Annotated in this window: 13 protein-coding genes; 7 read left to right on the forward strand and 6 right to left on the reverse strand. The window is 63.4% G+C overall.

Features of this window, described 5'->3' with window-relative positions; all coding sequences use genetic code 11:
• Positions 1-7 precede the first annotated feature (7 nt).
• The 5 genes from CK227_RS19540 (at position 8) to CK227_RS19560 (ending at position 5,912) form a co-directional block, all read left to right on the forward strand.
• Complete coding sequence (locus CK227_RS19540; RefSeq protein WP_095770634.1) at positions 8-2,101, forward strand: ATP-dependent helicase; 2,094 nt, start codon at positions 8-10, stop codon at positions 2,099-2,101.
• Between the two features lie 8 nt (positions 2,102-2,109).
• A complete protein-coding gene (gene dapB / locus CK227_RS19545; RefSeq protein ID WP_095770633.1) occupies positions 2,110-2,886 on the forward strand; it encodes a 4-hydroxy-tetrahydrodipicolinate reductase in 777 nt (258 codons plus the stop codon).
• A gap of 204 nt (positions 2,887-3,090) precedes the next feature.
• Complete coding sequence (locus CK227_RS19550) at positions 3,091-4,104, forward strand: ABC transporter substrate-binding protein (protein ID WP_095770922.1); 1,014 nt, start codon at positions 3,091-3,093, stop codon at positions 4,102-4,104.
• 108 nt (positions 4,105-4,212) lie between these two features.
• On the forward strand, positions 4,213-5,022 hold the full coding sequence (locus tag CK227_RS19555; RefSeq protein WP_095770632.1) for an ABC transporter ATP-binding protein: 810 nt from the start codon (positions 4,213-4,215) through the stop codon (positions 5,020-5,022).
• A gap of 11 nt (positions 5,023-5,033) precedes the next feature.
• Positions 5,034-5,912 (forward strand): ABC transporter permease, encoded by an 879-nt coding sequence (locus tag CK227_RS19560; RefSeq protein WP_095770631.1) that lies wholly within the window; start codon positions 5,034-5,036, stop codon positions 5,910-5,912.
• 13 nt (positions 5,913-5,925) lie between these two features.
• Here the strand turns inward: CK227_RS19560 and CK227_RS19565 are convergent, their stop codons facing one another.
• Both CK227_RS19565 and CK227_RS19570 read right to left on the reverse strand, forming a co-directional pair.
• A complete protein-coding gene (locus CK227_RS19565; RefSeq protein WP_095770630.1) occupies positions 5,926-7,284 on the reverse strand; it encodes a sensor histidine kinase in 1,359 nt (452 codons plus the stop codon).
• Complete coding sequence (locus tag CK227_RS19570; protein WP_095770629.1) at positions 7,271-7,942, reverse strand: response regulator; 672 nt, start codon at positions 7,940-7,942, stop codon at positions 7,271-7,273. The genes CK227_RS19565 and CK227_RS19570 overlap by 14 nt, the downstream gene beginning before the upstream one ends.
• A 482-nt stretch (positions 7,943-8,424) precedes the next feature.
• Here CK227_RS19570 and CK227_RS19575 point away from each other — a divergent pair, with 482 nt between their 5' ends.
• On the forward strand, positions 8,425-8,667 hold the full coding sequence (locus CK227_RS19575) for a DUF680 domain-containing protein (RefSeq protein ID WP_095770628.1): 243 nt from the start codon (positions 8,425-8,427) through the stop codon (positions 8,665-8,667).
• Between the two features lie 213 nt (positions 8,668-8,880).
• Positions 8,881-9,120 carry a DUF680 domain-containing protein gene (locus CK227_RS19580; RefSeq protein ID WP_095770627.1) on the forward strand — a complete coding sequence of 80 codons (240 nt, stop codon included), beginning with the start codon at positions 8,881-8,883 and terminating at the stop codon, positions 9,118-9,120.
• Between the two features lie 46 nt (positions 9,121-9,166).
• Here the strand turns inward: CK227_RS19580 and CK227_RS19585 are convergent, their stop codons facing one another.
• The 4 genes from CK227_RS19585 to purM are packed head-to-tail and all read right to left on the reverse strand — an operon-like array spanning position 9,167 to position 11,847.
• The gene (locus tag CK227_RS19585) at positions 9,167-9,676 is read right to left on the reverse strand and encodes a histidine phosphatase family protein (RefSeq protein WP_095770626.1); all 510 of its coding nucleotides are present in this window, start codon (positions 9,674-9,676) and stop codon (positions 9,167-9,169) included.
• Entirely contained in the window at positions 9,676-10,017 is a 342-nt protein-coding gene (locus CK227_RS19590) for a hypothetical protein (protein ID WP_095770625.1), read from the reverse strand. Before CK227_RS19590 ends, CK227_RS19585 begins: the two co-directional genes overlap by 1 nt.
• A 10-nt stretch (positions 10,018-10,027) precedes the next feature.
• A complete protein-coding gene (purN, locus tag CK227_RS19595; protein WP_095770624.1) occupies positions 10,028-10,741 on the reverse strand; it encodes a phosphoribosylglycinamide formyltransferase in 714 nt (237 codons plus the stop codon).
• On the reverse strand, positions 10,738-11,847 hold the full coding sequence (gene purM, locus CK227_RS19600; protein ID WP_095770623.1) for a phosphoribosylformylglycinamidine cyclo-ligase: 1,110 nt from the start codon (positions 11,845-11,847) through the stop codon (positions 10,738-10,740). Before purM ends, purN begins: the two co-directional genes overlap by 4 nt.
• Positions 11,848-11,999 lie beyond the last annotated feature (152 nt).

The following is an 11,999-nucleotide window of genomic DNA, read 5'->3' on the forward strand; positions in this document are numbered from 1 at the left end:
ATGGGCGATGAACCTCGCCGCTCATGATTCGACCTTTGTGGAATCGACTGCCCAGCCCGCCTATCTCGCGCGGCTGAACGATGCCCAGCGCCAGGCCGTCGAGCATGGTGACGGCAAGATCGCCGGGCCGTTGCTGGTCATTGCCGGCGCCGGCTCGGGCAAGACCAACACGCTGGCGCATCGCGTCGCTCATCTCATCGTCAGGGGTGCCGACCCGCGCCGTATCTTGCTGATGACCTTTTCGCGGCGCGCCGCATCCGAAATGGCGAAACGTGTCGAACGTATTGCCGGCGAGGTGCTCGGCCGCGACGCCGCGGTGATCACCGATGCGCTGACCTGGGCCGGCACTTTCCACGGCATCGGCGCCCGGCTGCTGCGCGACTATGCGCTGGAGATCGGCCTCGACCCGGCCTTCACCATCCATGATCGCGAGGATTCCGCCGACCTGATGAATCTGGTGCGCCACGAACTCGGCTTCTCGAAAACGGAAGCGCGCTTTCCGACCAAGGGCACCTGCCTTGCCATCTATTCGCGCGCCGTAAACGCGCAGGCGCCGCTCGGCGAAGTGCTGGGGTCGGCCTTCCCCTGGTGCGCCGGCTGGGCCGAGCAGTTGAAGCACCTGTTCGCCGGTTACGTCGAGGCCAAGCAGGCGCAGAACGTGCTCGACTATGACGATCTGCTGCTCTACTGGGCGCAGATGGCGGCCGAGCCGGACATAGCGGCGCATCTGGGCGGGCGTTTCGACCATGTTCTGGTCGACGAATACCAGGACACCAACCGCCTGCAGGCTTCGATCCTGATGGCACTGAAACCCGACGGCGCCGGGCTGACGGTGGTCGGAGACGATGCGCAGTCGATCTATTCGTTCCGCGCCGCCGAGGTGCGCAACATCCTCGACTTTCCAAAACAGTTCGCGCAGGCCGCCGATGTGGTGATGCTGGAGCGCAATTACCGCTCTACGGAAACCATTCTGGCCGCCGCCAATGCGGTGATAGGCGAGGCCTCGGAGCGCTTCACCAAGAACCTTTGGTCGGAGCGCAAATCCACCGACAAGCCAAGGCTGGTCAGCGTCCGCGACGAGGTCGAGCAGGCCAACTTCGTCTGCGATACCATCCTCGCCGAGCGCGAGGCCGGTACGGCGCTGAAATCGCAGGCGGTGCTGTTTCGCGCCTCGCACCACAGCGGGCCGCTGGAGATCGAACTGACGCGGCGCAACATTCCCTTCGTCAAGTTCGGCGGCCTGAAATTCCTCGATGCCGCCCATGTCAAGGATGTGCTGGCGGTGCTGCGCTTTGCCGAAAACCCGCGTGACCGCGTCGCCGGCTTTCGCGTTCTGCAACTGATGCCGGGCATTGGCCCTTCGGCTGCCGCGCAGATCGTCGAGACGATGACGACAGCGCTGGATGAAGCGATGGGCTTGGCCGGATGGCGGCCGCCGCAGCGCGCGGCGGACGACTGGCCCGGTTTCGTCTCGCTCTATTCCGGCCTGCGGGCCGGCGCCAAATGGCCAGCCGATCTCGAACAGGTCAGGCTCTGGTACGAGCCACATCTGGAACGCATCCATGAGGATGCCATCACACGCCGCGCCGACCTGTTGCAACTCGAGCAGATCGGCTCGGGCTACGCCTCGCGCGAGCGCTTCCTGACCGAACTCACGCTCGATCCGCCGGATGCGACCAGCGACCAGGCTGGACCGCCGCATCGTGACGAGGACTATCTGATCCTTTCGACCATCCATTCGGCGAAGGGCCAGGAGTGGAAGAACGTCTTCGTGCTCAACACCGTCGATGGCTGCATCCCGGCCGATCTCGGCGTCGGCACCAAGGAGGATATCGAGGAGGAGCGCCGGCTGCTCTATGTGGCGATGACGCGGGCCAAGGACAGCCTCAACCTCGTCATGCCGCAGCGCTTCTTTCCCCATGGCCAGGCCGCGCGCGGCGATCGCCATCTCTATGCCTCGCGCACGCGCTTTATCCCGGCCTCGATTCTCGCCGCGTTCCAGCAGATGTCGTGGCCGGGCGCACAGGCGGCACAGGGCAGGGCGCCCCGGCCGGACGTGCGCGTCGATATCGGCGCGCGCATGCGCGGCATGTGGAAATAGCTGAAACCATGGCGCAGCCGTCGATCAGGATCGCCATCGCCGGGGCGCTGGGCCGCATGGGGCGGCAGATGGCGGAGGCCGTTCTGGCCGATCCGCGGCTGGCGCTTGCCGCCCGCTTCCATCGCCCGGGCAGTGTCGGCGACGGGCTGGTGAGCCGCGACGAGGCGCTCGCCGTGGCCGATGTGGTGATCGATTTCACCACGCCGGCGGCCTCCGCCGATCTGGCGAGGGTTTGCGCAAACCGGGGCGGCCCCGCTTTGGTGATCGGCTCGACCGGTTTCGATGCCGCCGAACTGGCTGATATAGCCGATGCCGCGAAAGCGGTTCCCATCGTCCGCTCCGGCAGTTTTTCGCTCGGGCTCAACATGCTGGTCGGGTTGGTCGAGCGGGCGGCGAGAGCGCTCGCCCCCGAAGATTGGGACGCCGAGATCTTCGAGGCGCATCATCGCCACAAGATCGATGCGCCGTCGGGCACCGCGCTGATGCTGGGACAAGCCGTAGCCGGTGGACGCGGCGTCGAACTGGACGCGGTCGCAAGGCGCGTCTGCGACGGCGTCACCGGCGCGCGGCCGGCCGGCGAGATCGGTTTTGCGGTGGCTCGCGGCGGCAGCATCGTCGGCGAACACAGCGTCAGCTTCTGTGCCGAAGGCGAGCTTGTTACCGTGTCGCACGCTGCCGGGGACCGCATCATGTTCGCTCGTGGCGCCATCGCCGCGGCACTTTGGGTGTCGGGACGCAAGCCCGGCGAATACGATATGCGCGACGTGCTGGGATTTAATCGCTGAACTTGGCACGGCGTGCATTTTCACGCCGCCGCTATTGTCCGCCGGCCGCGGCTTGCCGATCCGCAAGCCTTGCCGTCATTTTCGGCTTTACCCTGAAAGCTGGATGAAAGGTTGGTGCCATAACTCTTGTCCGGCGCCCCCATATTGTCGCGCAAAAGCGATGGGAGAGAGAGGGGCGCGGGAAACGAACAAAGGGAAGAGGCCATGTCGCTCGCGCGAATTCTGCTCGATTCAGCCGCCACAACCGCACTCGTCGCCACCATGGCCTTGTCAGCGCCGTCCGTACACGCCGCCGACAAAGTTTCCATCATGGTCGGCGGCTACGAGAAGCAGATTTACCTGCCAGCCAAACTGACCGAAGCACTCGGTTACTTCAAGGACGAGGGTCTCGACGTCGAGTTGCTGAATGAGCCGGCCGGGGTCGACGCCGAAAATGAGATGCTTGCCGGTGCCGTGCAAGGAGTTGTCGGCTTTTATGATCACTGCATCGATCTGCAGGCCAAGGGCAAATTCGTCGAATCCATCGTCCAGTTCAGCCAGGCGCCGGGCGAGGTCGAGCTCGTTTCGACCAAGCATCCCGAGATCAAGTCGCCCGCCGACTTCAAGGGCATGAGCCTGGGCGTGACCGGTCTAGGCTCATCGACGAATTTTCTTACGGAATATCTTGCCGTCAAGAACGGTTTGAAGCTCGGCGAATTCACCTCGGTTCCGGTCGGCGCCGGCAACACCTTCATTGCCGCCATGCAGCAGGACAAGATCCAGGCGGGCATGACGACCGAGCCGACGATCACGCGGCTGCTGAAGACAGGCGAAGCGTCCGTTCTCATCGACATGCGCACGATAGAAGGTACCAAGGCTGCTCTCGGCGGCACCTACCCGGCCGCCTCACTCTATATGCAGACAGATTGGGTCGAAGCGCACAAGGACATCGTGCAGAAGCTGGCCAATGCTTTCGTCAAGACGCAGAAGTTCATCAATTCGCATAGCGGCGCCGAGATCGCCGACAAGATGCCGAAGGACTATTATGTCGGCGACAAGGAAGGCTATGTGAAGGCCCTCGATGCCGGCAAGGCGATGTTCACCCCCGACGGGATCATGCCCGAGGGTGGACCTGAGACAGTGCTGACGGTTCTTTCAGCCTTCAAGAAGGAACTGCAGGGCAAGCAGATCGACCTTGCCAAGACCTACACCTCGGAATTCGTCAAGAACGCCAAGTAGCAGACAGTACCGGCGCGATGAACGACATCGCGCCGGTACCCTCAGTTTTTCACCTCCGGCGACCTTGGGGCCGACGGCGGGCGTCTGCTCTTATCCAGGAGTTCCACCATGGCTATTGAAAAAAATGCACCGGCGATCGAGCTGATCAACGTCAGTCGGCGTTTCCTTTCACCCACCGGCAAATCGCTGACGGCACTGCGCGACTTCACCATGACCGTACAGCGCGGCGAATTCGTCGCCGTTGTCGGTCCGACCGGCTGCGGAAAATCCACCACACTCAATCTCGTCACCGGGCTGGCAAGCCCAAGTGCCGGCGAGGTTCGTGTCATGGGCGCACCGGTCAAGGGGATAGACCCGCGCATCGGCTTTGTTTTCCAGAGCGATGCCCTGTTTCCGTGGCGAACCGTGATCGACAACGTCATGGCTGGTCCGCTCTTTCGCGGCAAGGCCAAATCCGAAGCCACGGCTGCGGCGCGCGACTGGCTGGCGCGCGTCGGGCTGTCGCGTTTCGAGCAGCATTATCCGCACCAGCTTTCAGGCGGCATGCGCAAGCGTGTGGCGTTGGCGCAGACTTTCATAAACGGTCCGGAGATCCTGCTCATGGACGAGCCGTTTTCAGCGCTTGACGTGCAGACTCGCGTGCTGATGCATGAGGAACTGCTGCGCCTTTGGTCCGAAGCAAGGGCTTCCGTGGTCTTCGTAACCCATGACCTGGAAGAGGCGATTGCCTTGGCCGACAAGGTCTATGTCCTGACCGCCGGGCCGGCCACCGTGAAGTCGGTCTACACGATCGACCTGCCGCGCCCGCGCGTCGTCGCCGACATCCGTTACGAACAAAGCTTCATCGATTACTCGCGCACCATCTGGGCCGACCTCAAGGAAGAGGTCGAGACCAGCTATGCACGCGCGGCAGCCTGAGGAGGAAAGCCATGACCGATGCCGCAATCGACATCAGAGCAGGCGCTTTCAAGCCTGGCACTTCCGACGCGGAAATCGAAGCCGCCGCGGCAAAAACATCGCAGCGCCGCCGCCGCACCGTCATATTCTGGCGGGTCGCCATCCTGGTCGCCTTTCTCGGCCTGTGGGAGATTGCCGCGCGCCTGGCGTGGATCGATCCGTTCTTCTACGCGATGCCGAGCGCGATCGCGCAGCGGCTCTATGAATGGACGACGGAAGGAACGTCCGAAGGGCCGCTGTGGTATCATCTCTATGTTACCATGGAGGAGTCGGTCATTGGTTTCGTGACCGGTTCGGTAGCTGGCATCATCATCGGTGTCGCGCTCGGTCGCAACCGGATGGCCGCAGACATTTTCTCCATCTACATCAAGGTGATCAATTCCATCCCTCGCGTGGTTCTGGCACCGATCTTCATCATGATCCTCGGCCTTGGCCTCGCTTCGAAAGTGGCGCTTGCCTTCGTCATGGTTTTCTTTGTTGTCTTCCACAATGCATTCCAGGGCGTGCGGGAGGCCGACAGGGCAATGATTGCCAATGCCCGTATCCTCGGGGCTTCCAACTGGCAGTTGACGCGCTCGGTGATCGTCCCTTCGGCGATGAGCTGGATCTTCGCCAGCCTGCATGTCAGCTTCGGCTTTGCCATCATCGGTGCGATCGTCGGCGAATTCGTCGGCTCGCGCTATGGCATCGGCCTGCTGATCAATATCGCCAAGGGATCCTTCGACGCTGCCGGCATGTATGCCGCCATCGTCATCGTCATGGTGGTGGCGCTCGGCGCCGAATATCTGATGACCATGGTCGAGGATCGCCTGGCGAAATGGCGCCCCCAGCCGCTGCATGAGACGCAGTGAGCGGCGACATGGGCTAGCTGCTTGCCAGCGGCAACCTCACGTCAACCACCAGACCGCCGGCCGCGCCATCCCGCAGGGTGACGCGGCCGCCGGCGTTTTCGACGACCTCGCGCACGATGGCGAGCCCCAGCCCGCTGCCTTCCTCGGTCGAGCCGGCGATGCGGTAGAAGCGCTCGAACACGTGATCCCGCTCTTCCACTGGAATGCCAGGCCCGTCGTCGGTGACCGTCAGCACGGCTTCGCCATCGACGGCCGCCAGCCTCACAGTGACGCTGCCACCTGACGAGGAGTAGCGCAGCGCATTGTCGACGAGGTTGACGATCATTTCGCGCAGCATGGTGCCGTCGCCGATGACCGGCGCGGGGCCGGCTTCCTCGAGGCCGAGATCGACGTTGCGGCTGACGGCAATCGGCGCATGGGTTTCCAGAACCTGACGAGCCGCTTCAGTCAGGTCGACACGGTCGGCGCGCGGCCGTCGGCTACCCGGCTCGGCTCTCGACAAGGTCAGCAGTTGTTCGGCAAGCCGTGCCAGGCGGCCGGAGCTTGCCTGCAGGGCCACCAGCGCCTCGTGGCGGGCGTCGGGGACGGTTTCTCGCAGCGCGTAGCTCGCCTGCGTTGACAGCAGCGCCAGCGGCGTGCGCAACTGGTGCGCGGCATTGGCGACGAAGCGGCGTTGCGACGCCATCTGGGCCCGCACGCGTGCCATATAGGCGTTGAGCGCTTCGATCAGCGGGCGGATTTCGCTTTGGGCGCCCGGCACTTCGACCGGGTCGAGGTCGCTGCGGTTCGGCGAACGCACTGCGTCGCGCAGCCTGATGAGCGGCGCCAGGCCCCGATGCAGGCCAAGGAGCACGAAAAGGCCGGCGATCGCCACCAGCGCCAACTGCTGGGCAAAGGCGCCAAACCAGAGTCGCCGCACCATCGCGTCATGTCCGGCAAGGGTGACGCCGACGGTAACCGATATCGGCGAATCCTTGCCGGCGCCGACCACACCCTGGCTGAAGGTAAGCAGCCGCAGCCGGTGGTCGCGATAGGTTGCCTCGGTGCTGGACGGCGTCAACGCCTCCGGCAGATTGGGATAGCCGGTCAGCAGCCGCCCTCTGGCAGTCTTGACATGGTAGTAGACGCTGTCGCGGTCGCCCGTATCGAACATCTCGATCGCTGCCGGCGGGATCGTGGCATCGAGCACGCCATCGGTCATGGCGACCTGCTCGGCGATGGTCCGCGCCGAGCCGAGCAGCATTCGGTCGGTGACCAGGTTGGCTGTGGCCAGCGCGCTGCCATGGCTGGTCCACAGATTAATGGTGGCGAGTCCGGCCAGTGGCAGCACCACCCATGCCAACAACTGCAGGCGGAGGCTATTGATCTTCATGCCGCAGAAGATAGCCGAGGCCACGCAAGGTGGCGATCTGGACCCGCGACCCTTCGAGCTTCTTGCGCACGCGATGCACATAGATCTCGATGGCGCTGGGGTCGGCATCGGTCTCGAAATCATAGATCGCCGCCGAAAGTGCCGCCTTGCTCACCGTGCGCCCGGCCTTCACCATCAATTGCTCCAGCACCGCATGTTCGCGAGGTGTGAGCGCCAGTGGTTCACCGGCCAGCGAAAACAGCCTTGTGTTGGTGTCGAAGACGAGATCGCCGCAGGCAACGACAGGCGCGGTGCGGTCGTTGGCGCGGCGCAGCTGCGCCCGAATACGGGCCTCGAGCTCCTCGATCTGGAATGGCTTGGCCAGATAGTCGTCGGCGCCTTCGTTGAGGCCCTTGACCCTGCCGTCGAGGCTGGCATTGGCGGTCAGCACGATCACCGGCACCCGGTTGCCGCGCGCCCGCAGCATGCGCAGCACCTCCAGGCCGCCCATGCGCGGCAGTGCCAGGTCTAGGATGACGAGCGCATGGTCGCCCGCCGCCAGCGCGTGCTCGACATCCTCGCCCTCATGGACGATGTCGACCACATAATTCGCCTGGCGCAGGGTCTTGCCCAGCCAGTCGGCCAGTTCGCGGTTGTCCTCAACGAGCAGCAGTCGCATATCTATGATAGTCCGGATTCATTTGCGGCCTTCCAGCGGATCGCCTTGGCCTGATCGGTCGCGGCACCCCTGATCTCTCCTGAATGAGCGACAGTATCGATCTCAACGCAAGACAAATGCGGTCTTGGCGAGGTAACAGCAGGCCCTTGCAGGTTTCGATCAGCCTATTCTCACCTGAAATCGAACCGAACGGTTCGGTTCTGGTTGACAGATTGTGTCGCAAACAGTGAACAATCGCCTCCAAAAGCGCTCCGATCTTGTCGGAAGGGCTGAACTTAATAAACTGAAATGATTGCATAAATTGCGTTGAAATTGCTGCGCATGCAATATGCATTGTCTATAATATAAGGAAATTCTGCAAAGCCGACGCGACTGGTAATCCAAAAGGCATTCCCTACTTCGGGGTGGTCCGAGCGACGCGAAATTCCTCCCAAGGGCACGCCACTAGACGGACAGGACAGATAAATACTGGAGTGCTTAAAATGACCAAGATCGCTCTTACCGCCGCCGCCATCCTCGTCGCTACGGGCGCCGCCTTCGCTGGCAGCGACCATTATGGCTCCGGCAACTATGGTTCCAACAACGTCAACCAGCCGGCTGCCAGCCAGTCGTCCTCGAACATCGACACCACCTATACCGGTTCGATCGTGAAGTCTTTGAAGACACAGGGCGACGCCAATGCCAACGTGCCGGCTCAGTCGGGCCAGGGCATCTGGGGCCGTTAATTCCTCCAATCCCCGGAAAATTGACAAAGAGCGGTGGGCCTGGCCCGCCGCTCTTGTTTTGCGCAGCAGGGCAGGCATCGGTTTCAAGCAGCCGGGTCTTTGCAACCGGCGGAAAAGCTCCGCCTCCGGGAATAAAACCAGACGGCCTCGGGTCTTGTTCCTGCGGAGCCGTCCTCCCAAGACGCCGCCCAACGGATGAGACAGGAGATTGAAATGAACAAGATTGCTATCGCTATAACCGCCATCCTCCTTGCGACCGGCGGCGCCCTTGCCGGCAGTGACCATTATGGCTCCGACAATGCCAACCAGCCGGTTGCCTCGATTGCCGGGGTTGATCACGCCGCCACCGGCGCGGTAAAGGACACGGATATGGCCGGGCGCAAGGCAGCCGATACCAGGATGAAGACCACCACCGACTGGCCGGAACCCGGCCAGGGCATCTGGGGCAACTGAGGTCTCGGGCGCGGCGGGCTTGCCCGCCGCATGCCTGGCAGGACTGCTAGCTCAGATCCTTCGGGCGCAGGCAATGCGTCAGTCGTGCCGTCGAAAGGCCAGACCAGTCGCTGTCGAAGACAAGGCGCGCGATGGCTGCCGTGGGGAACTTTTCCTCGAGCCTCTTGTGGGCTTTGGTCTCCGAGCCGGATCCGGCAAGCTGTTTCGCCAGATCCTCCAGGCCCGGATTGTGGCCAACCACCACCAGGCAGCCGCTTGATGGGTCGACTTTACGAATCTGGCTCAGAATATCCGCCGCCGAAGCCTCGTAGAGCGCTTCGGCAAACACGACCCGGGGATGTGCCGGCAGTTCCGCGGCGACCAGCCGCCATGTATCACGGGTGCGCAGAGCCGACGACACCAGCGCAAGATCGGGCAGCCAGTCGCGCGCCGCAAGCTCCCGCCCCATCAATTTGGCCGCCTTCAATCCGCGTTCGGCCAGCGGCCGGTCGACATCGTCGAGAGCAGGGTCGTCCCAGCTCGATTTGGCATGGCGCAGGAGAAGAAGCTGTTTCATCAATTTGCGTCCGACCAGGGAATGTCGGCATGAAAGTCCTTGCCATATCCACCGCCGTGCCGCGTGCCGGCTTCGACATCGAAGGCCGCCGCCAACTGGCCATGGATGAATAGGCCGACACGCCGTTCACCGTTGTCCCACTTAGCGACGATGTCGGTTTCGGCGATCGGCCAGGCTCCGGATCGAATGTGTATTGTGCCGATGATTGGCCCGACGGTTCTGCCCTGCATTTCACAGAGGTAAAAATATGCTGTGGCGTTTTGCGGGTCTCCGGCCTCGTCATATTCGAAAACGTCGGCCAGGTCGCCTTTAATGCGGATCGCACTGTCGAAAACGTCCATTGGCCTCGGCTCAGGGCGTAATCCGCGCCAGATGTTCCAGATCGGCTTCCTCGCGCAGCGGATCGGGCGCCATCACCACCGAGGTGCCGTTGTCGGCATCATCGGCAAAGTGGGCGAGCACCGTGCGCCCGGCCTCCATGCGCGCCTTGCCTTCGGCGACCAGGCCCAGAGCCAGCGGGTAGAGCCGGTGCTCGGCCTTCAGCACCCGGGCAGCCAGCGTATCGGCATTGTCGCCGACCATCACCGGCACGGCCGCCTGGGCGATGATCGGCCCGTCGTCCATCTCCGACGTGACGAAATGCACGGTGCAGCCATGGATGCGCAGGCCGGCGGCCAGAGCGCGCGCATGGGTGTCGAGGCCCTTGAATGCCGGCAGCAGGGCAGGGTGGATGTTGATCATCCGGCCCTGCCATTTCTGGACGAAGCCGGAGGAGAGAATGCGCATGTAACCGGCCAGGGCCACGATGTCGGCATTGAAGGCGGTGAGTGCGGCGTCGATCGCCGCATCATGCGCCTGCTTGCTGCCATGGTTGGCGCGGGCAATGACCTGCGTGGCGATGCCGCGTGCCTTGGCGATACCGAGGCCTGTGGCGTCGGCCTTGTCTGAAATCACGCCGACGATCTCGGCCGGGAAGGCCGGGTCGCTGGCCGCGGCGATCAGCGCGGTCATGTTGGAGCCGCGCCCCGAGATCAGGACGACAGTGCGTTTTCTCTGCGTGCTCATAGGCCGATCGAGCCCCGATAGATGACGCCGGCATCGCGGCGCGGCACGATGCGGCCGATCGGCGTCACCGTCTCGCCGGCTTCCTGCAGCACGGCGGCGACCTGCGCCGCCTGGCCGGAGGCGACCGCCAGGATCATGCCGACGCCGCAATTGAAGGTGCGCATCATCTCTTCCGGCGCCACGCCGCCGGTCTTGGCCAGCCACGAGAACACCGCCGGCACGTCTATGGCTTCCAGGTCGAGTTCGGCCGAAAAATCCTTGGGCAGCACGCGCGGAATGTTTTCCGGGAAACCGCCGCCGGTGATGTGCGCCAGCGCCTTGATGCCATGCGTGTTGCGGATCGCCTTGAGGATGGACTTGACGTAGATGCGGGTCGGTTCGAGCAACGCCTCGGCAAGCGTCGCCTCGTCGTTGAACGGCGCCGGATCGCTCCATGCCAGGCCACTGGCGGCGACGATGCGGCGCACCAGCGAAAAACCGTTCGAATGCAAGCCCGAGGAAGCGAGGCCCAAAAGCACATCGCCTTCGACGATGTCGTCGGTGGGCAAAAGCTGGCCGCGTTCGGCCGCGCCCACGGCAAAGCCGGCGAGATCATAGTCCTTGCCGTGATACATGCCGGGCATTTCCGCCGTCTCGCCGCCGATCAGCGCGCAGCCGGCCTGCCGGCAGCCCTCGGCGATGCCGCCGACGATCGCCGCTCCCTGGTCGGGATCGAGCTTGCCGGTGGCGAAATAGTCGAGGAAGAACAGCGGTTCGGCGCCCTGCACGACGATGTCGTTGACGCACATGGCGACGAGGTCGATGCCGATCGTGTCGTGCTTGCCGGCATCGATGGCGATCTTGAGCTTGGTTCCTACACCATCATTGGCGGCGACCAGCACAGGATCGGTAAAGCCGGCCGCCTTGAGGTCGAACAACCCGCCGAAACCGCCGATCTCGCCATCCGCACCCGGCCGGCGCGTGGCACGCACCAGCGGCTTGATCTTCTCGACCATGAGATTGCCGGCATCGATATCGACGCCGGCCTCGGCATAGGTGAGCCCGTTCCTGCGCTTGCTCGTTTTGGCCTGGCCCGTTTTGGGCTGGCTTGTGTCGCGCTTGCTCATCGCAATTTTCCTGCTCGTTTGCGGGCTCTTCGCATGAACGGTTTCGGTCCGCAAGGATAACGGCGGAGCCGAGCGCCATTTGACCTGACAAAAGCGTGGATAGAATGGCATAGGATTGGCGCTCGCGCCTGGAACGAACTGTCCTTGTGGCG

Source organism: Mesorhizobium sp. WSM4308 (genome assembly GCF_002294905.1).
In the GTDB taxonomy this organism is placed as follows: domain Bacteria; phylum Pseudomonadota; class Alphaproteobacteria; order Rhizobiales; family Rhizobiaceae; genus Mesorhizobium.

What these genes read in the sequence shown, in the direction of transcription:
- CK227_RS19540 (WP_095770634.1), top strand. Translation starts at nt 8, where the DNA reads ATGAACCTCGCCGCTCATGATTCGACCTTTGTGGAATCGACTGCCCAG.
- CK227_RS19570 (WP_095770629.1), bottom strand. Translation starts at nt 7,942, where the DNA reads ATGCGACTGCTGCTCGTTGAGGACAACCGCGAACTGGCCGACTGGCTG.
- CK227_RS19555 (WP_095770632.1), top strand. Translation starts at nt 4,213, where the DNA reads ATGGCTATTGAAAAAAATGCACCGGCGATCGAGCTGATCAACGTCAGT.
- CK227_RS19575 (WP_095770628.1), top strand. Translation starts at nt 8,425, where the DNA reads ATGACCAAGATCGCTCTTACCGCCGCCGCCATCCTCGTCGCTACGGGC.
- purM (WP_095770623.1), bottom strand. Translation starts at nt 11,847, where the DNA reads ATGAGCAAGCGCGACACAAGCCAGCCCAAAACGGGCCAGGCCAAAACG.
- CK227_RS19585 (WP_095770626.1), bottom strand. Translation starts at nt 9,676, where the DNA reads ATGAAACAGCTTCTTCTCCTGCGCCATGCCAAATCGAGCTGGGACGAC.
- CK227_RS19580 (WP_095770627.1), top strand. Translation starts at nt 8,881, where the DNA reads ATGAACAAGATTGCTATCGCTATAACCGCCATCCTCCTTGCGACCGGC.
- CK227_RS19590 (WP_095770625.1), bottom strand. Translation starts at nt 10,017, where the DNA reads ATGGACGTTTTCGACAGTGCGATCCGCATTAAAGGCGACCTGGCCGAC.
- purN (WP_095770624.1), bottom strand. Translation starts at nt 10,741, where the DNA reads ATGAGCACGCAGAGAAAACGCACTGTCGTCCTGATCTCGGGGCGCGGC.
- dapB (WP_095770633.1), top strand. Translation starts at nt 2,110, where the DNA reads ATGGCGCAGCCGTCGATCAGGATCGCCATCGCCGGGGCGCTGGGCCGC.
- CK227_RS19560 (WP_095770631.1), top strand. Translation starts at nt 5,034, where the DNA reads ATGACCGATGCCGCAATCGACATCAGAGCAGGCGCTTTCAAGCCTGGC.
- CK227_RS19550 (WP_095770922.1), top strand. Translation starts at nt 3,091, where the DNA reads ATGTCGCTCGCGCGAATTCTGCTCGATTCAGCCGCCACAACCGCACTC.
- CK227_RS19565 (WP_095770630.1), bottom strand. Translation starts at nt 7,284, where the DNA reads ATGAAGATCAATAGCCTCCGCCTGCAGTTGTTGGCATGGGTGGTGCTG.